Below are 25,455 nucleotides of genomic sequence, written 5' to 3' on the forward strand. Positions count from 1 at the left end.
AACCGCTTACGTTTAAAGTAAGCGGTTTTTTTGTGCCTTTAATAATTAACCTGAATTTTGGATAATTAAAGCTATATTAATTATTTTGTATATGCACGCGGCATAGATGATTCAGTGGTATAGCGCTCACGCAGTTTATCTTGGCGCGACTGCGTAGATACTTCTTCACCGTTAATAATCATTTTACTAACGTGCGAGCTTAGCTCAAACGGGTCGTTGCTCCACATCACTACATCAGCGGCTTTACCAACTTCAATGCTGCCGGCATTAATATTAAACACACTCGCCACATTAGATGTAACGGCCTCTAATGCGCCTTGTTGGCTCATCCCATATGATACGGCATTGCCTGCATCAAATCGAAGTTGATAAATATTATGACTGGCATCGCCACCCACAGTTAAAATAACTTTTACCCCAGCTTTTTCAAGCGCGGCTGCGTTATCTAAACTGGCATGTAAAGAGTCAAAGCTTGAAGGTAAGCTATCCATAGCACTCATAATTACTGGTACCTGCGCTTTAGCAATCTGCTCTTTAACAACAACAGCATCTTGTGCGCCATTGAGCACTAAATTAATACCAAATTGCTCTTTAACTTTAAGTAGCTCAATAATATCAGCCGCACGAGATACACCCACTACAAGTGGCATATTGCCGCTAAGTACTTTAACCATTACTTTATCTTCAGTACTTGGGGTGCTGTCGTCGTCTTTTTTAGGCTTTTTAGCTGCTTTTGTTTGGTGCTCTTCAAGCTTATTAATTAGCGTTTGCAATGTAAATGCGCGCGAGCCCTTACTGCGCTCACCTAAATAAACCACTAATGCAGCTTGTTTTTGTATGTCGCCTTGTAAATCACCGCTTAAATCAACAACGCTTGCTAAGCCCGAAAAAATACTATCGCCACCATGCGGGGTAATTACATCGCGGGTTACACCGCCTTTACGTGCATACGGGATAAGGCTTGAGTGAGCGTTATAAGCAAGGCTTACATCAAAATCAATGCCTGCTTTTTCTTCGCCTGCATCGCGTGAGCCTGCAACTGCACTTACTTCCACTAAGCCAAGTTGATTAATGCTAGCAATAAAACCTGGGGTTACAATTTGCCCATTTGCATCAATAACTTTATCTGCTTGTACTTGCTGTGGATTAATAGCGGTAATTTTACCGTTATCCATAACAATGCTGGCGTTTTCTAAAACGCCTTGCTCGGTTGCCGTATGCAGCGTAGCATTAATAATAGCAAGCGATTGTGCATTGGCTGCACCTGAGGCTAATAGTCCGGCAGCAACCAGAGATAGCGAAAACGAACGTGATAAATTTTTCATTCTGGGCTCCTTATTGTTGACCTAACATAAAATCACTTTGTGCTTGAAATGCGCTATCGTTTCTATCGTAAACTTTTGCGCCATCAATAAATACTTGTTCAGCTTTTGCGTAAACGCTAAATGGGTTTTGGTTCCAAATAACCACATCACCTTGCTTACCTGCTTCAAGCGAACCAGTTTTATCTTCAATACCTAATGATTTAGCCGCGTTTGAGGTGATCCACTTAATCGCGTGCTGCTCCGAAATATCAAAGCCATTTTCGTTTGCACGGTACATTACTTTACCCGCTTCTTGGTTTAAGCGCTGAATAGTGGTGTCTGAGTCAGAATGCACAATGGCACACGAATTTTTTACCGCATCAACAATAGCTACGTTTTCTTGAACCATGTCGTAGGCTTCCATTTTAAAGCCCCACCAATCTGGCCAAAGTGCAGCACACGAGCCATTTTCAGCCAATAAATCTGCAATTTTATAAGCTTCTACACCGTGATGGAACGTACCTGCGTGATAGCCAAATTCTTTTGAAAGGTCGATCATCATCGCCATTTCTTCAGCTTTATAACAGTGATTATGAATTAACACTTCACCTTCAATGACCGCGCGAAGAGTATCGTGCTTAATATCGCGAACTGGTGCTTCTGGGTTTAAACCTGCTTCATAATCGGCGTCGTACTTATCCCATGCACGTTTGTACTCTTGTGCTTCTGCCCATGCCATACGGTAACCGGCCATGTTACCCATACGGGTTGAAGGCAAAGTACCTTGGCGACCATATACGCGTTTTGGGTTTTCACCACAGGCCATTTTTAAACCATTAGGCGCATCAGGGAATTTCATTGCTTGCATGGTATGCGCAGGAATGTTTTTAAGTGTTACGCCACGGCCACCAAATAAGTTAGCTGAGCCTGGTAAAATTTGTAATGAAGTAATACCGCCTTCGCGCGCGCGGTTAAAGCCAGGATCTTGAGGCCATACCGAATGCTCTACCCACACCTCAGCAGTATTTGGGCTGGTCATTTCGTTTCCGTCTTGATGAGACTCAACTGATGGGCTTGGGTAAGCACCTAAATGAGAATGTACGTCAATAATACCTGGGGTAACCCATTTGCCCTGTGCATCAATGGTTGCATCTGCATTGGCCGATAAGTCTTTACCTACTTGTTGTACTTTACCATCAACAAGTAACACATCGGCGTCATCTAAGCGCTCGCCAGTGCCAGTTAGTACTGTTGCATTGGTAATTAGTGTGCTTTTACTTGCAAGCGGTGTGTAGGTGCTTGGGTATGGGTTTTTATTAATGGTGATTTTTGCATCTTGTGGGCCGTTTTCTTGGCAGCCAACAAGGGCAGCAGCTAAACCAACTGCTAACAATGAGGGAGCAAATTTTTGCATGTTGTTAGGTTCTCCTGTTTTTTTGCTACTTTAGCTAAAGCGGCGTAATAAAGCTAAAAAAACAGGTAAAAAAGCGATTAAATGAGTTAAACGGCTGTAATTATTTTTTTATATAATTGTTATACAGCTTTTCAAGTGCGCCTTCGGTTGTAAGCGATGGATCTTTGTTTATAAAGTGTTTTACGGTGCGAGTTACAAAGTCTGAGTTTTGCTTATGTTGCTTAGCAAAATCCTTAATTAATGTATTGCCATCGCTTGCTGCTGTTACTTTATCATGGCGATGACGATACTGGCTAAGAGCTCTATTAAAGTCGCCGTTATAATCCTCTACCAATATTTTATAAAAGTCACTTTTTTGAACTTTAAGTACGTTAATACAGTAATTTAACGCGTCTTTGAAGTCTGTAAAAACGGTGCCTTCTACATCAAACTCTTTGGTTTTTTCACGTACGGTCACGCGGGCTTCTTCGGTGGCATATGTAAAGCCTGTAAACGCTAAACGCTCAGATGCCTCTTTACCTAATTTCATGCCCGCTTGAATGCTGTGCGCAAATTCGTCACTCATTTCACTTAATTCGTTTTCTTCCCACATGTTATAAACACGCAGCGCCTTAGCGTACTTATTAGAGAGCTTTTTTTTAAGTTTTGTAAAACGCTCATCTATCGTCATTAGCCTTTCATTATGCAATAAGGCATGGCACTCATAACACGCGGCAATAGAGACAAAGTCGGCCTCTTCGCCTAAATCAATAATGCTCTGTAGCATATGTAACGGCGGGCAATGATCGCGCTCTGTGGCTTCGCATCCACAATAAAAACATTGATTAAAATGCTTGTGCTCGCAGGCATACGCTTGCTGGTAATAGCTGGCTAACGTTTTGCTCACTGGTTCTCCTAAAAATTAAGCGCGTAAATAATGGGGGCGATAATAGCAGGCTGAGAAAATATGTCAGTAGCTATAAAATAATTTTGCCTAAGTGTGTCAAAAAACACATTTATTAGGGCTTAAATTCAGTCACCTAGCTTAAGTGTGTATTTTTAAACATACCTGCTTACACCTTGTTGCGTTTGGTTAACAGCTTTTTAGTTTAAATCGCTCAATAATAAAGCTGAACCACAAACAATGAGGACTAATTATGAACACGTTAAAAGCTACTTTATGCACAACTATGGTACTAGGCGCAACTTTACTAATTGCAAAACCAGCATTAGCCACCCAATTTGTCGCGGCCGATTCATCGCCAGGTACACAGGCTTGTATGGCTGTTGCAGCAAATAAATCGTACGTAGTACGTAAAGCGTCACGCGATTTAAATATAAGCAAAGCGGTAATGAGCAAAAAGCTGCACTGTAATAACTTATCAATGGGCGATTTTGTTACTTTGTATAACCTTGATAAAAGCGCAAATTATTTAAATATTGATACCAGTACTCGCACATCAATTAAAGATTTAGCTAAATCGTACAACCCAGAAAAAGTAATCATCACAGGGCCAAAATAGTATGGAGTTAACACAAAATTAAGCCTGCTTTGTAAGCAGGCTTAATTTATTAAATAATGGCCGCAATTAATCCAAATAAACCGCCAAACACACCGCCCCATACTACTAGCCAGCCTAAATGCTCACGTATCATAGTTTGAATAATGTCTTTAACCATTTTAGGGGTGAGTTCATTTAAACGCTCATCAACTAATTTAAGTACCGTAGCATGCAAGCTTTGTGCGCTATTCCCTTGCGATAACGTATCGTTTACTAGCGCTTTAAAATCGTCTGTTTGGCTAATTTGTGCAAGTGATAGCTGCATTTTTTCAATAAACTTTTCTCGCATTGGCTCTATAGCCGCTGTGCCACCAAACATACCTAACATACTGCCAAACTGAGATTGCTCTATTACTTGAAGTAGGTTGTCGAATGCAGGGTTTAAATCAACCTTAGTAATAATGCCCTCAAAGTCGATATTAGGTTGTGCTTTGCTAAGTAGGTTATTAATTTTTTGTTCGGAGAAAAACTCAGTCAAAATTAAATTACGAATAGCCACTTTAAAACTTTCAAATTTTAGAGCAATAACACCCGAGCCATATAACAAAGGTACTTTTTCAAATAACATATGAACAGCCAATAAGTTTGTGACAGCACCTGATAGCGCAAATAACCCCACCGATAACACAATAGCGTGGTTAAAAAGGTAGCCTATAACTACGCACAAGACAGCGAGCAAATTGGTGATAAAACTTTTGTTCATTGTTACTCCATTAGCATTTTTTATATCGTTAATTTTACAACGATTAGTTTGTTAAATTAATACTTTTTTGCCATAGTTTAAGTATCTGTTTAAAAGGCGAGCAATTGATATGTGGAAAACAGTAAACGAGCACATTAGCCAAGCCATTCATTATGACTTTAAACATACTTACAAACGTCAGCTGCAAAGTACAAATACCGATAAACTCTATCAACTCACCGATGGAAAGCACAATTACCTGGTTAAAATTGCCCTTAAAAGCGAACTAGATCGTCTAGAAAGCGAAGCGATAGGACTTAAGCAGCTCACCCAAAATAGTGTTTTTATGGTGCCCGACTGCATTGTAACAGGTGCTAATATTGAATTTTCGTTTATTGTACTAGAGTGGTTAGTACTTGATAAACAGCCCCACACGCATTGGCACGATATGGGTAAACAACTGGCTATGCTGCACCAAAAGCACGACCAAGCAATGTTTGGCTTTGATGTAGATAATTACCTAGCCACTACTGTGCAACCAAACCAATGGCATAAAAAATGGGACTTATTTTACGCAGAAGAGCGCATAGGCTGGCAACTGCAACTATTAGCCGAAAAAGGCATCCAGCTTGTAGAGCCTGAGCTATTAATTAATCTGGTAAAAGAGCAATTGCACAGCCATATTGTGGAGCCCTCTTTAGTACATGGCGACTTTTGGCGAGGAAATATGGGCTTTATTAAAAATGTACCGACCTTATTTAATCCCGCATGTTATTACGGAGACCGCGAGGTAGATATTGCAATGAGCGAGCTATTTGCCCCCTTACCTGATGATTTTTATAACGCCTATAACGCGCAATACCCATTAAGCGAAAACTATAAAAAGCGCAAAGCAATATACCAACTCTACCCTATTTTAAATCACGCAAATATATTTGCAGGGCACTATCTTACTCAGGCTAAGCAGCATATTGATGAGCTGCTATCGCTTTAAATAATAACGCCTCATAAGACGTAAAATAACTGTCATAATCGTTGCTTCAGCACTATATTTAAAAAGGATGTTATTTAGGCTCAATACCTTGTTGTTTAGTTCAGTTTTGAGCCATCAATTTGTTGCTAGTATAACTGCACAACTTAATTAACGCGTATCAACAAGTTAATTCTTACCTTGGTACTATTGGAGTGATTATGAAAGATTTTTTATCACAACGTATCACGTGTCCACACTGTGGCAACCACATACACCTAGACATTGACGCAAGTATGGGGGATCAAGACTACGTAGAAGAATGCAGTGCCTGTTGTAACCCTATTCATTTAAACATGCACATAGACCATGCTCATAAAAAATTAGAGTTACACATAGACAGCGACGATGAACAAATTTTTTAGCCTTGGTGGCGTAAGTAATTTTCTACTGTGTTAATAATGGTATAAGTTTGCTGATCAACTTCTATATTTAGTTCATCACCCACTTGAGCGTTGCCTAAATTTGTAATGGCCAGCGTTTCGGGGATCAGGTGTAACCAAAACCCCTGCTCGTCAATTTCGCCCACGGTTAAACTTGCGCCATTTATTGCTACAAAGCCTTTGTACAAAACATACTTTTGCCATTTAGTAGGTAAGCTTAACTGAATTTTACAGTTATTTTGTTGCTTAACTATTTGCCCAATTCGGGCAGTGCAGTGTATGTGCCCCGACACAATATGCCCACCTAATTCAGTACCAAAGGTTACTGAGCGCTCATAATTAACTAAGCTACCTAGTGCAAGCTTGCCTAAATTCGTTAGTAATAGTGTTTCATCAATTACATCAAAATGTACTTGCGCCACTACATCGTGGTTACTTAATTCAACTTTAACCACCGTTAAACAACAGCCATTAATTGCAATGCTCGCGCCTAAATCTAAATGTTTAACGTATTCATCACCTACCGATACAACCAAACGTAAAACCCCTTCGGTATGCGTGGTAGATACAACAGTAGCTTGAGTTTGAACGATTCCTGTAAACATAAAATCACTTAAAATTATTACAAAGTGCTAGTTTAACGTATCAACTCGTAAAATCATTCACTACAGTGATTTTTATTTGAAACACAATCGATTACAATTGCGCCCTGTTTTATCAAATAGCTGTTTTTATGACCTTTAGTAGCTGGGAAGCCAAACGTTTAATCACCCTTGCCGTACCTGTATTTTTAGCACAAGTAACACTCGTTTTAATGTCGGTGGTCGACACCATTATGGCAGGCCAAGTAAGCCCAACAGATTTGGCTGCGCTGTCGATTGCAACCGGTATATGGAACCCGTTATTACTGGCGCTGCAAGGTATTTTGCTCGCGTTAACCGGTATTATTGCCCAATTTGCGGGCGCTAACGATAAAAAAGGTATTAGCCATTATTTTCAGCAAGCTCTGTATTTAACCGCTATTTTAAGCGCAATTGGTTTTGGTATAGCCAACCTAGCCGATATAGTGATTTTAAAACTCGATACAACCCCCGCTATCGCAAGCCTTGCGTACGACTATATCCATTTTGTGAAATGGGGAGCCTTTGGTTTTTTAATTTTTACCGTTTATCGCAATATGACCGAAGGCATGGGGATGACAAAACCCGCTTTTTATATCAGCTTACTGGGCCTTGGCGTTAATATTCCGGCTAACTATATTTTTATAAATGGTTTATTTGGCTTACCAGCCTACGGCGGTGCAGGTTGTGGTATTGCTACGGCATTGGTACTGACTGTAATGGCTGTTGCACAAGTGACGTATTGCCAGTTTAGTAAAAAAATCGATGCAAAAGCCCTGCTGGCAAATTTTGAAAAGCCCAATATTAAAACCATTGGAATTATTACTAAATTAGGTATACCTATTTCGTTGGCCACCTTTTTTGAAATTACGCTATTTGCGTGTATACCATTATTTATTGCACACTTAGGTGCTGTTGCTGTGTCGGGTCATCAAATTGCGGGAAGCGTGACCGCGTTATTATTTATGATGCCACTGAGCTTATCTATCGCCATTAGTATTCGTATTGGTAATTTATTTGGTCAAAACCATTTAAGCCAATTAAAAACTGCTATATCAACCAGCTACATATTAGCCATTGCTATTGCCTTATTTTTAGCTTTTATAACCTTTATTGGCCGCGATTTAATAAGCCAACTATACACCGACAGCCCAGCTGTTATTGCATTAGCGACCTCAATTATGATTTTGGCATGTATTTATCAAATTCCTGATGCACTCCAAGTCGCTGCGAACGGCATTTTAAGAGGTTTAAAACATACGCAGCCTATATCGTATATAACCTTTATATCTTACTGGTTAATCGGGTTTGCTTTAGGCTACGTATTGGGAAGAACAGATTTAATTGTGCCCGCCATGGGGCCGCACGGTTTTTGGATAGGTATTATTTTTGGCTTAACCGTTGCTGCTGTATGGCTTATGTTCACCGTTAATAAGCGATTAAAGCAGGCGCCATTTGTATAAAAAAGCACTAACATTAATACCAAGCAAAACATGGTTAAGTTGTTTATTAGCGGTGTGTTGCGCCGTGTTTGCTGGGTGTTCAAAAGCGCCTAGCAACACTTATCAAACATACACAGCACGCTTAAGTAATCCCCTTGAAACCCAAGCCCCCGGTTTAAGTAAACCTGAAGCAATTAGCCCGCTTTTACCCCCTAACACGCTTTTAAACACCACCACCATTAGCTTGATTGAACTTGCCAGCTTAAGCCATTGTAAGCTCAGCTTACTTATTAGTGAGCACAACAATCAGCTTGGTAAAACGGCCGGACATGCCGGTGTTTTAAAGTATCAAATAGAGTTTGTGCAAAATGCACAGCAGTGCTTAAGCACGCTTGAGCCTAACTCAGCAGTTTATAAAACCCTATTAAAAGCAAAAACACATAAAGAGCAAACACTAAACCACTACTTTAATTTAATGTTGTATAACGAATTTGAGCTAAAAAACACGTGGCAAGCTAGCAGCTCAGAGCTTTCTGCTTCCCCTGCAGGGTTTAGCGACACGGTAGCGGCCATGCAGCAGCTTGCACTCATAAAACAACACATACTCAATAAACACTACTTAAAAATTAACTCCGCAGACATTTTTAACGCGTTAGAGCAGCTTAATAAGTACCGTTTTAACCAATTACTCATTTATTCTGCACGGCTGCAAATAGCGTTTAATAATTCAGCCACGCGATTTATCGAATCGCAATCCATCGATGAAATATGCCCAGCAGGAAAAAATAAAAAAATAGCCACTATCGTCAGTAACGTGTTTCAAAAGTATTTCCTCAAAGAAATACAGCCTTATCAGGCTAATTTAGCAGGCTACCTTGAAACACTTTTACCTTTGTATAACCAACTGTGGTTTGACCAAGCCATAACAAATAAGCAAATAAATACTTTGATAGCGCTGGATTCACAAAACAATCTACTAAACCAGCTTAAAGGCTCAGCCAAAAAACATGTTACCTGGTGGCAAAACTTTTATAAAACGTGTGAAATTAGCCCAATATGAATAAAAAAACGGCAAATAAACGTAAAAGCAACAAACTTGCTTGATTCACCACTCACCACGCTATATATTAGCGGCCGCTGATAATTAAATTTATCGCATCTTAATTAAGCAATACGACCGTAGCTCAGTTGGTTAGAGCGCTACCTTGACATGGTAGAGGTCGGTGGTTCGAATCCACTCGGTCGTACCAAATTTATTCTTCCCTTTGAATAAATATAATTAAGATACTATTTGTACGACTGTAGCTCAGTTGGTTAGAGCGCTACCTTGACATGGTAGAGGTCGGTGGTTCGAATCCACTCAGTCGTACCAAAACTATTCTCCCCTCTGAATAAATATGATTAAGATACTATTTGTACGACTGTAGCTCATTTGGGTACAGCGCTACCTACTCTCTATGCCCACGCCGAAATCGGTGGTTCGAATCCACTCAGTCGTACCAAAATTATTCATCCCACTGAATCAATTTAATTAACCTATTCCTATTAATAGTTAAACCATAACTCAATTGGTTAGCGCGCTACCTACTCTCTATGCCCACGCCGAAATCGGTGGTTCGAATCCACTCAGTCGTAACAAAATTATTCATTCCACTGAATCAATTTAATTAACCTATTCCTATAAATAGTTAAACCATCACTCAGTTGGTTAGCGCGCTTCCTAATCTTTATGCCCCGCGCCGAATTCAGAACCGCATTACTGAAAGAGTTAAGACATTATTTTTTACTTAAAATTGCGTCAATAAAAACGGCGGTTGAATATATCAACCGCCGTTTTAAAAAGTACACGAGTAATTTTAACCTGAATTAACTTAACAGGTTGTTACCTTTGTTCTCTTGCTGATGAATTGTTACAGGCCAGCCCGGGAACTGATTACTTGCTTTACCATCGTTAACATCGACTAAAAATCGATAGGCATCCATTGTGTAAGTGAGGTTGTCACAATCAAACGTAATAAACCCAAAACCACTGCCTTTTTCATGTGCTTTCACATAGCGGTTATTTGATTTTCCAACCTCTGGATTACCAACCGCATAGACATAAATCTTGTTGCCAAAGGTGTCATTATATTCGCCTGTTTCGGCAAGTCCATGTGCAGGGCGGTTTTGATAAGGCATATTCATCGAGTCAGGTTTCCACCACCTTGGCCAACCTGCTGAAATAGCAGGCGTACAAAAAGCCCAATTACTATCTCTTTGTTGATTTACACCATATTGCGATAAAGAACCTAAATGGGTATCGCCACAAATATGTAACGCCATAGAGTCACGCATTGCATCAATTGCACGGTTACGCGCAGAGGCAGGCCAACCACTTGAGTCAAAATCATATTTTAAGAAACGATCTGGCAAAGGCTGATGTGTAGAAATAGCAGCGAATACGGTTTGGCTTAATACCGCTTTTAATTTATGCCCGCGCCAGTCATTACCCCACGCTTTAAGAAAATTCTCTTGGCGACTTCCTAGCAGATCCAAACCTAGAGGATTGAATAGCGGGTTATAATAAAGCGGATCTTCGTCTTGCCCTGTTTCTCCCACAGCAACATTAATACGCTCCGGGCCACTTTTCCATTGCCTATCGGCAAGAATGGCAAAACCAACACCGCCGTATAGCATCGCCCCATAATACGAACTAATGCCATTAGTTGGTGTAGAGTCATAAGGATCTGGGTGATGGTTAAGCGTTGTTTTATGTACCATATTAACCACCCGCGCAGAATCTATGTAACCGCCTAAAACACTTGCTGAAGGGTCTTTTGCAATATTTTGCATTTTTGCGCCTCCCTCCCCCCACAAATTCCCTTGCAGTACATCGTGATCATCAGGTAAACAAATTGTCGGTTGATTACGCATGACTTCTTTAAAAGCCCAACCAAATTGATAAAATTTGCGTAAATAGTTTAAAATTGCCAAATCATCCGGCGTACGAATAACACCAAATCCCCCATGGCTTTCATAAATTTGATCGCCAGAGAAAAACACTAAATCGGGGTTTAATTTTTCGACATTTTGCGCAACAGGTTGGTACGGAAAGCCATAATCATTTTGACAGGTCAATGCAGCCATTCGTAGCGTATTATTGCTTGGGTTTGCTTTTATAATCCCTGAATATATATCTGGTGTGTGTGTACCATCGCTGAATTTCTCATGATATACAACTCGATAAGGCGTATCTTGTTTCTCATCCCAATTGGCAATACGAAAAGTCGCCAACCAGCCATCATGGTCAATACGCTGTGAGTCGATAGCAATCCATTGATTGTCACGTTGTACTTGCAGCTCTAATTGTTGATTGTCTTGCCCACCTATTGGTCCTGTGTAAGCACTCAATTTCATCACAAAACCGTCATGACTTAATGTATCGCTTAATGAATACATAGTCCAAAGAATAGGGCCAAATGACTGTTCATCAGTAACAGAGAACGCTTCACCTTGCATAGCCCAGTGGCTAAATTTATAACGTGCGCCTAATTTGTCTTCAGGCACATTTTCATAAGTAACAGATGGAATTGAGAAATTACTCACTAGCGCGACATTACCTAATAGCTCTGATGCAGGTACCAAATGGGTAACCGTACCGATTATATTTTCAGTTGATGTTAAACGAGCAGTTAGCTCTAACGCCATAGCACCTGATTGAGGAGTCCCAATAAGTGTTAAAGTAACGGCTTGATTCTCTAACGGAATTTTTAAAGGCACAGTGTTGCTACCCAACACTAAATCATTATTTTTAATACCGAGGTCATATCCCTGTTGAACAAAACAGTTACTGCGGTATTCATTGAGTTCACTTTTAGCGCCAAGACGAATACCCGCGCCACCATCGTTGTTATTTTGCTTTAAACGCGTAACCTCCACTGACATGGAAAAAGCTTGGTCAATATTCGTTATTTGATGAGTTAAAGAGTGAACACTGCGATTCCCCCCACGAGTTATACATTCAGCCGCACCGTTATTCACACGCCAATCTTCCATCGGATTAGCCCAATACTGTTTGCCAAGCCAAACTCTATTATACGTTTTATACCAGTTATCACGGTGAGCCTTGTTACCGCGAGTAACGGTTGAAGTCATAGCACCTAAATGACGAGTACAGCCAGAGACGCCAGTGGCAACAACCCCAGCAGCAAACATTTTAAGAACTGAGCGACGAGATATATTTTTATTCATAATTTTCAATCTCACACATTGAATATTGTTAACAGTAAACAAACAATATATGTTTTCGTTAAAAATATCAGCATTTGTTTTCAGAAAAACATTAAGAAATTATAAAAACTTCATTCAAATGTAAGATTACATGTTTTGAAGACCCTATTTCACCCGCAATAACACACGGTTCAACATTGATTTAGTCCCTTATATTTAAAACGTTTGGCATTTACTCACGCACCAAGATAAAACATTTAACTAAACGCTGAGCACCCAACTTTATGCTTTGCTTTATTATTGCACTAATTAATGGTTGCTATTTGATCACAAAAAAATGTAACCTGAGTTAATTGTTGACAATTAACATTAAACTTAACTTGTTATGTCATTCCTAAATAACTATAAAATAAAGACACGAATTTTAATGCTAGTGCTTATTCCATTACTAATTACAGGGCTTATATCAGTTAAAAAAGTACGATCTTCTTTGGCGCAGCAGCAGAGGCTCGCTTATCGACAAAACGCGCTAACAAATACTAATCAGTTTAAACAATTCATTACTGAGAACCAGCAGCCAGTTAAGCAATTTCCGACCTTGAATAACCACGTAGAAATAATCGATAAACAATTAAGCGATCTGCAAATAGTCAGACAAGTAGCTGATGAAAAAAATCACCTAAGTAAAGCATACATAGCTCAATTTGGTCGAGAAGTTAACACGATGTATGAAATTAACAATCTCATCCGCAAACTATTAATGACATTGAGTGAAATTGTGGTCATCACCAGTAGTGTCGAACGCTCATTTCACGATAGCGTTATAAATACTGCAAGCAATACACAATTAGATGTATACATATACGGCGAAATTTTCAGAAGCGCGACCGCAGTGCAAACTTATAATGGCCTATTTTATAATTTTGCCACTGAAAATACACAATGTGCGTTTATTCAAATGACGCAAAACGTGAGCTATTTAAAGTCTGAAGAAGTGACGCTACAAACCCGTGAAAACATCTATCAAACAATCAATAAACCGCTAAATATCGCTGGCACTTATTGGCCAGAGGTTGTTAAAAATGTGTCAGCCATACAACAGCGCACCATTGAAATGTACTTAAAGAGCTGATCGACATGGCCCTGCAAATTGCCACAGCCACAGAAGAACAAACATCAGTGTCTAATTTCATCAATGAGCAAATAACCTTAATCAACACTTACGCTCAATCTGTAACAAGTACTATCCAAAGTAACCAACAAACGGTCGATAACTTAGCTGATATTGTTGAAAACTTAGAAAGCTACATTAATGAGTTTACTTTGGTTAAGCCCACAACCAACACCTTATAAGGAGTATTTTCTATGAGCAATACAGTATTTAAACTCAGTGCTATATCTATTGCACTTAGCATCACAGCTTGCAGTAATCAACACACCAGCATGCAAGCTAAACCTAAAATAATGTTCGACGATGTCTCTGTTGAAGTGGGATTAACAACTGATAAAAACTGGAAGTACGGCGGCCCATCCCTATCTGATTTAAATAATGATGGCCTCTATGATTTATTACTAACTAATCATGACTCTACGCCTGTTCAGTTATTCTTATCAAATAGTGATTTTAGTTTTACCAAGCAAGCTGATATTTACCCACGAGTTGACTTACACGGCATGGCCAGTGGCGATTACGATAATGATGGCGATAATGACATTTTATTATCATTAGGCGGCGGTAATGGCCTTAGCCCGCAACCACAGCGGTTATTACAAAACAACCAAGGTCAATTTACTGATGCTACAGCGCAAGCTGGCTTATCAGAAATGGGAGCGCGAGGACGTTCTGTGCGGTGGATTGATCTAGATAACGATGGCGACTTGGACTTTATGCAAGTTAACGCTGAAAAAATGGTGACAGAGCAAAGCCCCCGTAACATTTTATTTGAAAATAACGGCAATGGTACATTCGATTATCACCCTTCCCCCGTCTTTGAAAATTTAAATAGCGAGCGTGTGCTGATCACTGATTTTAATAACGATAACATTCCTGATATTTTCGGCTTTAATGGTTACAGCCCGTTAGTAATTTTACAAGGTAACAATGATTTTAATTTTACCGATATCACAGCTAAGGTGTTGCCACAATCACTCGATACAACGGGTACTTTAACTCTCGCCCATGCCGATATCGATAATGATGGAGATATGGACTACTACCTTGCTAGGGGCAAATTACATTACACCATCGCCAATAATAGTATTTCATACAATGACCAACTAAAGCGTTTAGACTTACGAGACGAAGGCAATAAAAGTCATGATGGCTTGAGCCTAACAACACAGGGGGATTTGATTCTAAGTGATTTTTATCATTTTCCTCGGGGCAAAAAAATGAAAGCTATGCCGGTCTTTTTAGGTGCCGAACAGGTACCCATAAACACGCCAGTTTCAGAGCAAAGCATCGCTGCAGATCAAGCCCAAGGATTTGCAAAAAATATCAATAAAACAGGCTGGTATATTGGTCATTTAGGTAACAACAAATGGCGGGTAGAATGGTATTTAGCGGATAATTTAGCATGGGATGTGCGCGCTTCGTTCAAAAATGTCACTAGCTATAACACAGATTGGACACCACAAAATCTGGCATTAAGTGATATTTTACTACGTAACGATAAAGGTCAACTTACGGATATATCAGCGCAATTACCAAAACAAACTATTGATAATAACTGGGGCGTGGTGCCGGGTGATTTTAATAATGACACTTTAATTGATTTCGTGGTGTATCGATTTGGCCATTTAAAGCAACGCGTGGCTGATGTGATGCTTATTAACCAAGGCAATAACCAATTTACTAGCCAGCTATTAAATTCAGCCACCAGCGAGTTAAATCAAGATTCTCATGGTGATATGGGCGCAGCATTTGATTACAACCATGACGGTAAGCTTGATCTGCTCAGTGGCGATGACGACAACGGTCGTTGGCACTTGTATAAAAACACCTCAGCGATGCTTAATAACCATTACAGCTTAGTGCGTATCGGATATTCGCCATCAGGGATTGATGCAATAGGGGCAAAGGTTGAAATAAAAACGGCCCAAACGATCCAATATCAAGTTGTCGGTTCGCACAGTGCAAACCACTCACAAAGTTTAATGAACATTGCCCATTTTGGCTTAGGGAATGATGCTAACATCAAGGCGATTAATGTCACTTGGCGTGATGGCAGCAATCAAGTATTGCGTAATCAATCCGCAGACCGTTTAATCGATATAGGTAATATCAAATACTGATAAAAAGCCCCAGTTTTGGGGCTTTTTAATATTTAACAACTGTTTTTTCTCATAAAGAGTTATCACGTTTTCAAACTTAAATTTGAAGTACCTTCAAAGCAATGATGTCGATTATTGATAATAGTTAAGTCTCTATTAATCCAATAAAAATTACGCTGAGCCTTTGTTAATACAACAAGGTAAATACCATCAAATATTTTAGTTTGGATTTCATAATTAATGCATTGGTTTAATCTTTTACCTTGCCTGTCGCTGCCCATTCTACCCCACGGCGCATAACATTTATAAAGTGCTCATCTTCGAATACTTCAATGCCATGCCCTAGCGTTGTGTGAAACACTCGACCTTGGTGATACTTGACCGTCATCAGCACAGGCTCATGGCGTCCAAATCCATTGAATTTTTTATCGTCAAATGCACTTGCTAACACTGTTAAATTTTGTGCTGGGCCGCGTAGGCGGTTGTATAATTCGTCTTTGCTATGAGTCCAGTTTTGAGGAAGTAATTTTGTGATCGGGTGCGGCTGCCTTAAAACGATTTCAAATGCATGCTCTTTACCGTGTCCACCGCCTTGTCCTTTTGATGTATCACGCTTTAATAGTCCTTGTTCATCAAAATAAATGTAAGGGCCACTCTTCTCGTTACGACCGCCCCAACCACCCAGTCCAATCATTTGATTGTATTCAAACCATTCAGGAAACGAGTTGTTAGCAGCGTGAACAGATACAAAACCACCACCATTTTTCATAAATTTGTCGAACGCTAATCTTGTTTGTTTCGGCCAAGGTGCCGCTTTCCAACCAAAGTTAGAAATCACTACATCATAATCAGCAAAGTTAGGTGAAAATGTTTCGTCTGTTACAGGCTGTTCGAAATCTTGATGCTTTCTTCCATCATTAGCAGGAAATTGCTCCTGCAACTTGCCACCATTCCACGTTTTTGCGGTTCGATAAATATCAACCTCAAACTGACCTGTTTGCTCAAGAAATGTTTTCACCATGTTCGATGTTTTCGGCCAAACAGAATGGTTATTTTGACCGTCTACTAGCAACACTTTTATTGATGAAGTACTGGCAAATAGTGATGTACAACCGCACAAAAGCACTATTAATAACGTGATGAGTAATTTGATCATGAAATTCCTATTCAATAAGCTCATTTAATGTGTAATAGACTTTCTCTACGCTAACACTTCGGCCATTGATATCTTTGAGACCAGCAAAGTCAATTTGCACAATTTTATCTGCCATTAATGGCAGTTCAATATCAATCGACTTTTTGTCTTTGCTTAGCGTTATGTGACTGACTGATAACTGAGTTAAGTCTTTTTTCGGCGAACCATAATTGCCTGAATAATGATAATGCCAAGATTGCGCCGACAAACTGTCCAATTTCACAGACGCTGCGTCCAACTCATCCGTATATGTTAATCTGAAGCCTGTTTTGGTGAGTTTAATGTCTAATAATTCAAATGGATTGGTTCCATCCCAAACCACTTTTTCTAAACCGAATGGTTTGCCACCTTGTGCCCCCCAACCTCTTGCAGTTTGTCCAATCCAAAGTTGGCCGTTAACGTCAAATTCTGCACGCACATTGCCACTTTGAAACCTATTCATGAAGTTAATAACCGCACCTTGGTATTTGCCGTTCACTTGGTCCAATAAAACACGGAAAACGTTTGATTGCGTTTGGTCGCCTATAAAAATCTGCCCCTCAAATGGTCCGAATTTTCCTTTCGTGGTATTCCATTCGGGGTTGCCGGGTGAGTTGGCGACTTCTACATGTGGTATCCAAACCACTGGTTTTTCACTCATTGCTGCCAAGGTGTCTAACGATAAATTTTTTATTTTTTCTTTAGTAAAACCATCCATTTCAATCAAAGATACAGGGTGGCCGTAAAACTTATCTTTCTGTAACAAATGCATCTTTGAGGTTGGTACCCAATCCCCTTGGTTATCGGTAAAAAATATTTCGCCACTAGGGCTAGCACCGATCCCGGCAGGAGAACGTAAGCCGAACGCATAAGGAGAGTAGCGACCATTTTCATCTACTTTAAAGGCAAAACCGCGATTTCCACCAGCGCTTCCCATCGCGCCCATAGTGAAAGCATCGGGGTTATTGTGGCTCAAATTAAGAGTGCCAAATAAATTGCCCGCAATGTCTTTTACAGGCCCAAAGGTAAACTCATGATAATTGTCGTGAAACTCCCAATCATTTGCCACGGGTATATAAGCATCTGCTTTATTATCATTATTAGTATCAATTAATCGCGTCAGTTCTGGTTTTTGCGCAACTAAAATTGAGCCATCGTCGTCAACCATTAACCCCGTTGGCTCATGTAGGCCTTCAGCAAACTTTGACCATTGCCCTTGCTTAAGATACCAAACCTCACCAAAACGAGTGGCAACCCAAATAATGCCAGCACTATCACTGTCTAACCCAGTAACATGAAAACGAACATCTTTTGGTGTTTCCACAGTGATTATTTTATACCCATCAGGTTTATATTCATGTTGTGGCGCTTGTTGTGCATTAATCGACAAAGCAACGGACAGCATTATTATCGATGATAAAAAATTAGTTATTATTTTCATACTAGTTTCACTTCTCTATTGAGGCTGTCAATTCAAACGAGCCTTTGCTGTTAGTAGTAATGACTGCTTTATCCGCAGTGATTTTGCCATTCTCGGACGACCAAATTAAGTTCTCAGAGGTGGGCAAACGTAAAGTGACTGTTTTATTTTCGTTGTTTGAGTTGAACAAAAAGCTTATTTTGTTGCTGTGTTTAGCAATTGCAGTGACACTAAAATTAATATCCCCAATTGCATAGTTGAAAATAGGGTTTGAATTAACCAGTTGATAGCCTTTATAACTGCACACCTGCTGAGCGTCGGTTACGTGCTTTATGCCTTGAGGCGACTTAAATATCCACTCACCCAACGGTAAACTTGGATCTTCACCGCGACCTGATATATTTGGCCCTATATTGAGCAAATCTCCTTGCCATAGCCCATTAATAGAACAAGTTTTGCTATTGAATGCATAGTTCAACTTGGTTGGCATTCCTACAGATATGCTCAAAGGCGGAAGCTTATGGATGCGTTTTCTTAGAACTATGGTGTCTGACGTCGCTTTGATTTCAAATTTTTTGCCGTCCATGATCACTTTAGCGCGGCTCGAAACTGCAAATAACTTAATGGTCATGTCTAAATTAGTAGCGATAACGGTTAAGTTTCTTTGCCCAGGTTTACTCTTTCCAGAGCGGTAAGTAAGCTTTAAACGCTGTTTGCCTCGCTTAAGTCGCCAGGTTGGAAACCACGGCGTTCCGCCTCTTTGAACCTGCTTGCCATTTATAAATACTTCCATTTCATGAGGTGCGCCCCACTCTAACCAAAGCTGAGCATCTTTATCCTTAGGCGCGTAAAAATCGCCTTCAAACTCAATAAAATAATCTTGTACCTCAGGTATCGCAAAGTCAGCAAGGTTCTTTGCAAGTTGCCCAGACTTGATCAATTTGTCTTCCCTCACAACCTGATCATGTTCATTGTCTAATTGATAGAGCTTATATTGAAGATCATCCCACCCTTCTCGCTTTGACAACACATATGAAACAATTGAGCGAAGCTGTTCTTCAGAAAAGACATCAGCAAACCCAGGCATTCCGGCACTCATAAAACCGTTTTTTACATTGTTTAATATTTCTGAGGGTCGTTTTCCGTGAACCCATTCGCCATCTTTTAAATTAAATCCACTTGCGCCGCTCAAATCTTTGTTGTGACAAGACGCACAAACCTGCTCAAACAGTACTTTCCCATGTTGCAACACAACAGGATTAGTACTGCTTTGGATCAGTGTTTCATCTAGCTCCTCAGAATTAACCTCAACAGCTGTAAACAGCATTAGAGCAACAATAAAAAATCCTTTAATCATATCAATACACTCCACAATCAAGACTAATCAATCGTCCATTGAACGTTTGCACCAAACCCAAGCTCTTGGCCTGGAACACCAACGGCCACTTGATAGCTTTTATCAAAAAGGTTTTGTACATAGACGTTTAATCTAATGTCTGAACGAATTTGCCACTGTGTCGTGATACCAATTTTATTGTAAGCGCCCAAGTCGTAAACGCTATTTTCGCCAGTATGTTGGCTTGTTCCAAGGGTCTCTCCAACATAATCCATATTTAGCGAAGTGGTCACATTGTCATTCACTTGGTATTGAATTCCTAAGCCGCCCTGCCAATCAGGACGCCCAGTTAGAATTTCATTTTCGCTACTTTGAAGGTCAATGTAAGTAAGGTCGAAATTATATGAAAAATCATCGTTCAGCTGTCCTTGCACAATTAGCTCGATACCTGAGCTAATGATTTTTGAGCGGTTTACCAGTGAAAATGTGGCGAAATCAAAATCAACAAGATCGGTATATTCATAGTTAAACACTGACAAGCTAACGTTGGTTTGTTCTAATATAAACTCAACACCAATGTCTTGGTTTGTTGCTTCCTCAGGGTTCAAATTAGGGTTACCAATCAAGTTATTACTCAGTGCATATAAACTTGGCAATTTAAAAGCGGTGCCAGTATTGGCAAACACTCGCACTTGTTCATTAAATTGATAATTTACGCCTAATTTCCACGTCGTTTGATTGCCAAAATCTTTGGTGCTGTCGTATCTAATACCTGAGAAAACCGTTAATCTATCCACTTGCCACTTGGCATCTACAAAGCCTGCTAGATTTTCTCTGTCTATGTCATATTCGCTAGGCAGATCAAACACAACCATTTGTCCCATATCTGTAAAGGTATGCATTTGCGTACTGCCATTGGTTTCACCCGACTCTGATTTAAAATCAATACCCACAGTGACCAGTGCATGGTTAAACTGCAACCTATTTAAAAATCGTAATTTGTAGTACGAGTAGTCGTTCTCAGAGTAGCTTGGTGGCGCTGAAAAATAAGGTGCTATACCTGGGGATTTTAAACTATCTGACGAGCTGAAAACTTCTGCCTGCAATGCTAACTGATGACTTTGTGAAATCACTTGATTATGACGTACACTACCTGAATATACTTGGCCTTGTTTGTCATCTTTTATCGAGTCTTGAGCATATAAAATGCCGCCACTTTGGTCTGCAAGCGCTTTTTGTTGATAATCGCTGAAACGAACACTCAGCTTAGTCTCACTGTCGTTATTATATCTAATGACACTGTGTGCATTCAGTTCAATAGATTCTTGCTCATCACCAGTAGCCGAGTCGTCACTATTGATTGCCGTTAAACCTATTTCTGCGCTATCGAACGCGACTGTCGCCGTCGCGGTTTGTGAACCATTATCAAAGGCACCGGCCGAAACCAAGGTGTTACTGGCATCAGCATCATAGGTAATAAAATTGATCACACCAGCAATGGCATCAGAACCATAAATTGACGATTGTGCGCCTTTAATCACTTCTACACGTTGAATCAAGTCTTTCGATAGCGTACCTAAATCAAAACTGCCGCCACGACTGTCCAATGGGTTATTTATTTGCACCCCATCTATCTGAACAATAACGAAGTTTGTTTCAGCACCACGTAAAAAAATTTCTTGGCTTACACCTGATTTTTGTACTCGAATTCCTGGCACCAAGGTTAATATATCGAGTGCCGACAACCCTGCGATAGTGTCTATTTGGCTCTTTTCGAGTACGAATAGTGAACTCGGTATTTGATTTGCTTTTACGGGATAGTAATTACCGTAAACTTGCAGCTGCTCAATCTGCGCGTTAACCGACGCGACAAAGAAAAATGACATTATTGTCGCACGCATCATTAATTTCATTTGATAAAACATTACAACCCTATTTTTTATAACTAAACCAAAAAACCCGCAGCAATACTGCGGGCTACGTACTTAGGCAAAATAGTTAGAAATTAATACGGGTATTAAGTCTAAATGTTCGTCCGGTATGATATTGATAAACCGTACGTGATTTAGTGGCTTCACCTTCAAGTGGGCTGCCTTCATCAAAGGTTACACCACCCGCTTGTAAGAAACGGCTAGTGAAATATTGTCTAACGCCTTCATCTGTTAGGTTAGCGACTTGAAAAGAAACACTGATATTATCATTCACTTTATAACTTGCTGAGAAATCAAGCGTTTGCCGACCTTCTTCCCAAAGCGAACCATTCTCCCATGAGCGTTGAACTAACTGATCAGTTGTACCTTGATACGATAAACGTAACTGGTGACCGTTTTTCTCCCAAAAGCCGGTCAAGTTATAGCTATGCTCAGGGGTATACGCCACAGCAAGAGAAGGTACTTTCACATCGCTATCAATTGAAGATACTTCTTGATCATATTTTGAATCTTGGTAGGTATAATTTGCCTGCAAGCCTAAACCAGACCAGATCCCAGGGAGTGAGTCATACGTTTGCATGTACTGTAATTCAAGACCTTTAATTGATGCACCTTTACCATTTTTAATCTGTGTTGTATTAAACTTGGCACACATTTGCTCTAAATCACCTGAATACATCCAATCTAGCTCGTAATCTTGGCCGCCTTGAAAACGCTTAGGCATACACCCCTCTAAGCTATCTTCACCAGCAATCAGTACGAGATCATTTGGATCATATGTTTCCCCCTCAGTTAAACCAACATCACGTAAATCATCCATATAGGTAACGATGGTTTCTGATTCTTCAAAGTTAGTCATGTCTTTATAAAATAAAGTAGCTGCTAATAAACCTGATTCATTAAAATACCACTCATAGGATAAATCGAGATTAACTGACTCCAAAGGATCTAGCTTAGGATTCGTCAAAGTAATGGTGTTATTACGATTTTCGCCGCCCCATTGTGTTTCCTTTACTTTAAAGCCAGGGCGAAGCGAATCAATCTGTGGGCGTGCCATTGTTTTTGATGCCGCGAACCGAATAATTGTGTCTTCACTGTATAAGTAATTGACATTTAAGCTCGGTAAAAATAAATCATATTCGTGCTCATCTGTAACGGCAAAAGAACGTAAGCTTCTATCTTCCGTTGGTAATAAGTTACCTGCTTCATCATAAACTCGTTCACCGTATATCCAATGCTTCTCTGTAGACACATCAGCGTGACGCCATAAATACCATTCTGATTCAAACTCACTACCTTGTATTGCATTAGGATCATGGCACGGACCTTGATCTGGTATCTTAACATCATCAGTCTTATCATTGGTTCCTAAGGTGTCATAACCCAAGCCATCTGTTCTAGACCAACGAATTTCTTCATTATAATCGGTGCCATAGAACGGCGTCGCAGCACAAAGTGGTAAGCTTGGGTCGCGCAGCTCAGCAAGCTTGAAAGGGTCCATTAAGCGGGCATTATTTGAGGGGTCATAAGCAAATTGCACACCAGAGGCGCCTTGCACTTCAACCGTTGTTTTTACATAACGAATACCTACATCACCAGTGATACGGCCATCCTGCAGGTCAAAGTTAAGCTTTGTGTAAAATGCTAGATTATCTAATTCTGTATTTCGGGTATTCGAATCATCCGTATTAAATGCTACTTCGGGGCTACCTAATGCTACTTCAAACGCTTTGAATGCAGAGAAACTACTCCAACCATCTGTCACAGCATCGCGACCATATCCAAGGCCCGCCATAAAGTCATCAACAGGGAATTCTCCACCATCGGTTATCATTTCACCGGTAATATCACGCAGGCCACTGCCCAGGACCGCTGGCAATCCAGTGTTTGGGTTTGTTACTACAACTCCTTCACCTACATTATTAAAAGTACCTTGTTGCGCATCAACATACTTAGTGCGATTTGACCACTTAGCGCCAAACTCAATTGAGCGAAAGTTATCGGAATCAAGCACGTAGTCAAAGTCGACAAACAAAGACTTTTGCTCATCTTCTACAGTGTTTAATGTTCTGCCCATGTAAGATAGATGCTGAGCATCTAATTCGTCCGGATTAAAACCCGTGGTGCTGTAATTATCCCAAAGGCTGTTAGGATCACCAAAAGTATCATTTTCGCCATAGTCAATTAAGCCCGTTCCGGTTACTAAATTACATTGCCCACCATTGCTACAATCATAACCCACAGGCTCCATATCTTCTGGAGGCACCGTTGCCAAACTCCATGCACTAATATTGGCAAAGTTTTGTAATGCCACATACACAGAGTTATTTGGAATTTGCTCTGTTTTAGAGTAACCAATACCCGCATCCATAGTCAGTGAATCACTAAAATTATGCTTCATATCTAAAGAGAATATTTGATTTTTATTTTCAAAATCGCCTTCAGATTGTACTAAACCACCACTACCGAAACGGTTAACGTATTTAGTGAATGTATTGGTTTCTAAATCAATGGTACGCCAATCTTCTTCTGGATCGGTGTAACCCGCGATAACACCCGCTAATCCAGGATCTTCACCTTCAACTAAGTTTTTGGTCTCCACTGAGCGGGTATTAATACCGTGCATTGAGTTATTAATATCTTGCTTACCAATAATAGCATTAAAGTTAAACTCGGTGTCCTCTGAGGCGCGCCATTGCAGGCCTAAATTAAAGTTAATACGATCATTTTGACTTTCATGATATTGATACTGCACATTACGCGGTGTAATACCGACTGCATTTTCAACTATATTACCCTCAGTATCTCTTGCTAAAGGTGACTCAATTGCATACCACTCTGTTGCAGAGTATTGATCTTTACGATACGCATTAGTTTCTTTGACAGCCGTAAAAACAAAACCAAAAGTATCGTCAAAGAATTTTCTTGAAAACGTGCCCGAGACTTTATAGTTATCTTCTTCTGATAAGTCGTTATAACGACCTTCAAGCGTCATGGTGTTTATTTCATAATTTAAATCGAGCGGCTTGGTTGTGGTCAAATTAATATTCGCACCTAATGCACCTTCTTCATGATCTGCACTTGGGGTCTTTACGACTTCGATTTTTGATAAGATATCTGATGAGTACTGAGATAAATCGACACCTTGGCTATAGCCCGTTGAGCCGAGCTGTACACCATTCATACTAATATTATTTTGCTGAGAGTTAGCACCACGAACAGTCACTCGTGCGCCTTCACCATCTACTGTCTGCACTGACACACCCGTTACACGTGAGAGTGCATCGGCAATGTTTTGGTCTGTCGATTTACCAATATCCTCAGCGTTAATTGAATCAACTACGTTTTCAGCAAAACGTTTATCATTAATTGATTTTTTTACACTTGCAGCTAATCCACTTACTTCAATAATTTCAATATCATCTTCAGCTTTTGTTTTTTCATCTTCTTGTTGTTGTGCATAAATCAAATTCGAAGCAAATAGCGCTGCTGTCAATGCGCTGAGTTTAAATGTCTTCTTTATTGTCGTCATGTGTGTGTTCCCTGTTGAAGGTTTTATTATGTTGTCAGATTGTTATTTTGTAAACATAGTATGAGTAGCAATTCATTGTCAACTGTATTTTGTTAACAATATTAAATTAATTCTAAAAAAAGCGAAGCTGCTTTCACGCTTACTTCGCACTCGTTATCACGGTT

At 39.9% G+C, this 25,455-nt stretch carries 19 protein-coding genes and 3 tRNA genes; 11 read left to right on the forward strand and 11 right to left on the reverse strand.

What is annotated here, in order from left to right; translation table 11 throughout:
• Positions 1 to 80 precede the first annotated feature (80 nt).
• The 3 genes from EJ103_RS09125 to EJ103_RS09135 all read right to left on the reverse strand — a co-directional run bounded on the left by EJ103_RS09125 (position 81) and on the right by EJ103_RS09135 (position 3,604).
• Positions 81 to 1,325 (reverse strand): amidohydrolase family protein, encoded by a 1,245-nt coding sequence (locus EJ103_RS09125; protein WP_126007255.1) that lies wholly within the window; start codon positions 1,323 to 1,325, stop codon positions 81 to 83.
• A gap of 10 nt (positions 1,326 to 1,335) precedes the next feature.
• On the reverse strand, positions 1,336 to 2,718 hold the full coding sequence (locus EJ103_RS09130) for an amidohydrolase (protein WP_004586758.1): 1,383 nt from the start codon (positions 2,716 to 2,718) through the stop codon (positions 1,336 to 1,338).
• 100 nt (positions 2,719 to 2,818) lie between these two features.
• Positions 2,819 to 3,604, reverse strand: a complete 786-nt coding sequence (locus EJ103_RS09135; RefSeq protein ID WP_126007257.1) for a hypothetical protein — start codon at positions 3,602 to 3,604, stop codon at positions 2,819 to 2,821.
• 250 nt (positions 3,605 to 3,854) lie between these two features.
• Between EJ103_RS09135 and EJ103_RS09140 the strand changes: the two genes are divergently transcribed.
• On the forward strand, positions 3,855 to 4,220 hold the full coding sequence (locus EJ103_RS09140; RefSeq protein ID WP_054982616.1) for a DUF3718 domain-containing protein: 366 nt from the start codon (positions 3,855 to 3,857) through the stop codon (positions 4,218 to 4,220).
• A gap of 49 nt (positions 4,221 to 4,269) precedes the next feature.
• Here the strand turns inward: EJ103_RS09140 and EJ103_RS09145 are convergent, their stop codons facing one another.
• Positions 4,270 to 4,962: a DUF445 domain-containing protein gene (locus tag EJ103_RS09145; RefSeq protein WP_126007259.1), complete on the reverse strand. Its 693-nt coding sequence runs from the start codon at positions 4,960 to 4,962 to the stop codon at positions 4,270 to 4,272.
• Positions 4,963 to 5,071: 109 nt separating this feature from the next.
• Between EJ103_RS09145 and EJ103_RS09150 the strand changes: the two genes are divergently transcribed.
• Together EJ103_RS09150 and EJ103_RS09155 are read left to right on the forward strand one after the other, a co-directional pair.
• Positions 5,072 to 5,935 carry a fructosamine kinase family protein gene (locus EJ103_RS09150; RefSeq protein ID WP_004586762.1) on the forward strand — a complete coding sequence of 288 codons (864 nt, stop codon included), beginning with the start codon at positions 5,072 to 5,074 and terminating at the stop codon, positions 5,933 to 5,935.
• A gap of 197 nt (positions 5,936 to 6,132) precedes the next feature.
• Positions 6,133 to 6,336 (forward strand): CPXCG motif-containing cysteine-rich protein, encoded by a 204-nt coding sequence (locus EJ103_RS09155; RefSeq protein WP_004586763.1) that lies wholly within the window; start codon positions 6,133 to 6,135, stop codon positions 6,334 to 6,336.
• On the opposite strand, the gene EJ103_RS09160 is transcribed toward EJ103_RS09155, so the two are convergent.
• Positions 6,333 to 6,959, reverse strand: a complete 627-nt coding sequence (locus EJ103_RS09160) for a riboflavin synthase subunit alpha (protein WP_126007261.1) — start codon at positions 6,957 to 6,959, stop codon at positions 6,333 to 6,335. The two genes, EJ103_RS09155 and EJ103_RS09160, sit on opposite strands and share 4 nt — an antisense overlap.
• A gap of 128 nt (positions 6,960 to 7,087) precedes the next feature.
• Here EJ103_RS09160 and EJ103_RS09165 point away from each other — a divergent pair, with 128 nt between their 5' ends.
• From EJ103_RS09165 to EJ103_RS09185, 5 genes are all read left to right on the forward strand, one after another.
• Positions 7,088 to 8,437, forward strand: a complete 1,350-nt coding sequence (locus EJ103_RS09165; RefSeq protein WP_024033477.1) for an MATE family efflux transporter — start codon at positions 7,088 to 7,090, stop codon at positions 8,435 to 8,437.
• Complete coding sequence (locus EJ103_RS09170; RefSeq protein WP_126007263.1) at positions 8,430 to 9,476, forward strand: DUF3080 family protein; 1,047 nt, start codon at positions 8,430 to 8,432, stop codon at positions 9,474 to 9,476. The genes EJ103_RS09165 and EJ103_RS09170 overlap by 8 nt, the downstream gene beginning before the upstream one ends.
• Positions 9,477 to 9,589: 113 nt before the next feature.
• Positions 9,590 to 9,666: transfer RNA gene (locus EJ103_RS09175), tRNA-Val, on the forward strand.
• A gap of 45 nt (positions 9,667 to 9,711) precedes the next feature.
• A tRNA-Val gene (locus EJ103_RS09180) sits at positions 9,712 to 9,788 on the forward strand.
• A 45-nt stretch (positions 9,789 to 9,833) separates the two neighbouring features.
• Positions 9,834 to 9,918: transfer RNA gene (locus EJ103_RS09185), tRNA-OTHER, on the forward strand.
• A 364-nt stretch (positions 9,919 to 10,282) separates the two neighbouring features.
• On the opposite strand, the gene EJ103_RS09190 is transcribed toward EJ103_RS09185, so the two are convergent.
• Positions 10,283 to 12,646: an alkaline phosphatase D family protein gene (locus EJ103_RS09190; RefSeq protein WP_126007265.1), complete on the reverse strand. Its 2,364-nt coding sequence runs from the start codon at positions 12,644 to 12,646 to the stop codon at positions 10,283 to 10,285.
• 406 nt (positions 12,647 to 13,052) lie between these two features.
• On the opposite strand from EJ103_RS09190, the gene EJ103_RS09195 reads away from it, so the two are divergent.
• The 3 genes from EJ103_RS09195 to EJ103_RS09205 are packed head-to-tail and all read left to right on the forward strand — an operon-like array spanning position 13,053 to position 15,919.
• Complete coding sequence (locus tag EJ103_RS09195; RefSeq protein ID WP_126007267.1) at positions 13,053 to 13,757, forward strand: hypothetical protein; 705 nt, start codon at positions 13,053 to 13,055, stop codon at positions 13,755 to 13,757.
• 5 nt (positions 13,758 to 13,762) lie between these two features.
• The gene (locus EJ103_RS09200) at positions 13,763 to 13,978 is read left to right on the forward strand and encodes a hypothetical protein (RefSeq protein WP_126007269.1); all 216 of its coding nucleotides are present in this window, start codon (positions 13,763 to 13,765) and stop codon (positions 13,976 to 13,978) included.
• Between the two features lie 12 nt (positions 13,979 to 13,990).
• A complete protein-coding gene (locus EJ103_RS09205; RefSeq protein ID WP_126007271.1) occupies positions 13,991 to 15,919 on the forward strand; it encodes a CRTAC1 family protein in 1,929 nt (642 codons plus the stop codon).
• Between the two features lie 229 nt (positions 15,920 to 16,148).
• Here EJ103_RS09205 and EJ103_RS09210 read toward each other — a convergent pair whose 3' ends face one another.
• The 5 genes from EJ103_RS09210 to EJ103_RS09230 form a co-directional block, all read right to left on the reverse strand.
• Positions 16,149 to 17,054: a ThuA domain-containing protein gene (locus tag EJ103_RS09210; RefSeq protein ID WP_126007273.1), complete on the reverse strand. Its 906-nt coding sequence runs from the start codon at positions 17,052 to 17,054 to the stop codon at positions 16,149 to 16,151.
• A gap of 7 nt (positions 17,055 to 17,061) precedes the next feature.
• Positions 17,062 to 18,513 (reverse strand): hypothetical protein, encoded by a 1,452-nt coding sequence (locus EJ103_RS09215; protein ID WP_126007275.1) that lies wholly within the window; start codon positions 18,511 to 18,513, stop codon positions 17,062 to 17,064.
• Positions 18,514 to 18,520: 7 nt separating this feature from the next.
• A complete protein-coding gene (locus EJ103_RS09220) occupies positions 18,521 to 19,849 on the reverse strand; it encodes a cytochrome c (RefSeq protein ID WP_126007277.1) in 1,329 nt (442 codons plus the stop codon).
• Positions 19,850 to 19,872: 23 nt separating this feature from the next.
• Positions 19,873 to 21,753, reverse strand: a complete 1,881-nt coding sequence (locus EJ103_RS09225) for a TonB-dependent receptor (RefSeq protein WP_126007279.1) — start codon at positions 21,751 to 21,753, stop codon at positions 19,873 to 19,875.
• A 73-nt stretch (positions 21,754 to 21,826) separates the two neighbouring features.
• A complete protein-coding gene (locus tag EJ103_RS09230; protein ID WP_126007281.1) occupies positions 21,827 to 25,291 on the reverse strand; it encodes a TonB-dependent receptor in 3,465 nt (1,154 codons plus the stop codon).
• Positions 25,292 to 25,455: the final 164 nt, after the last annotated feature.

This window comes from Pseudoalteromonas sp. Xi13 (assembly GCF_003952205.1).
GTDB lineage: Bacteria > Pseudomonadota > Gammaproteobacteria > Enterobacterales > Alteromonadaceae > Pseudoalteromonas > Pseudoalteromonas atlantica.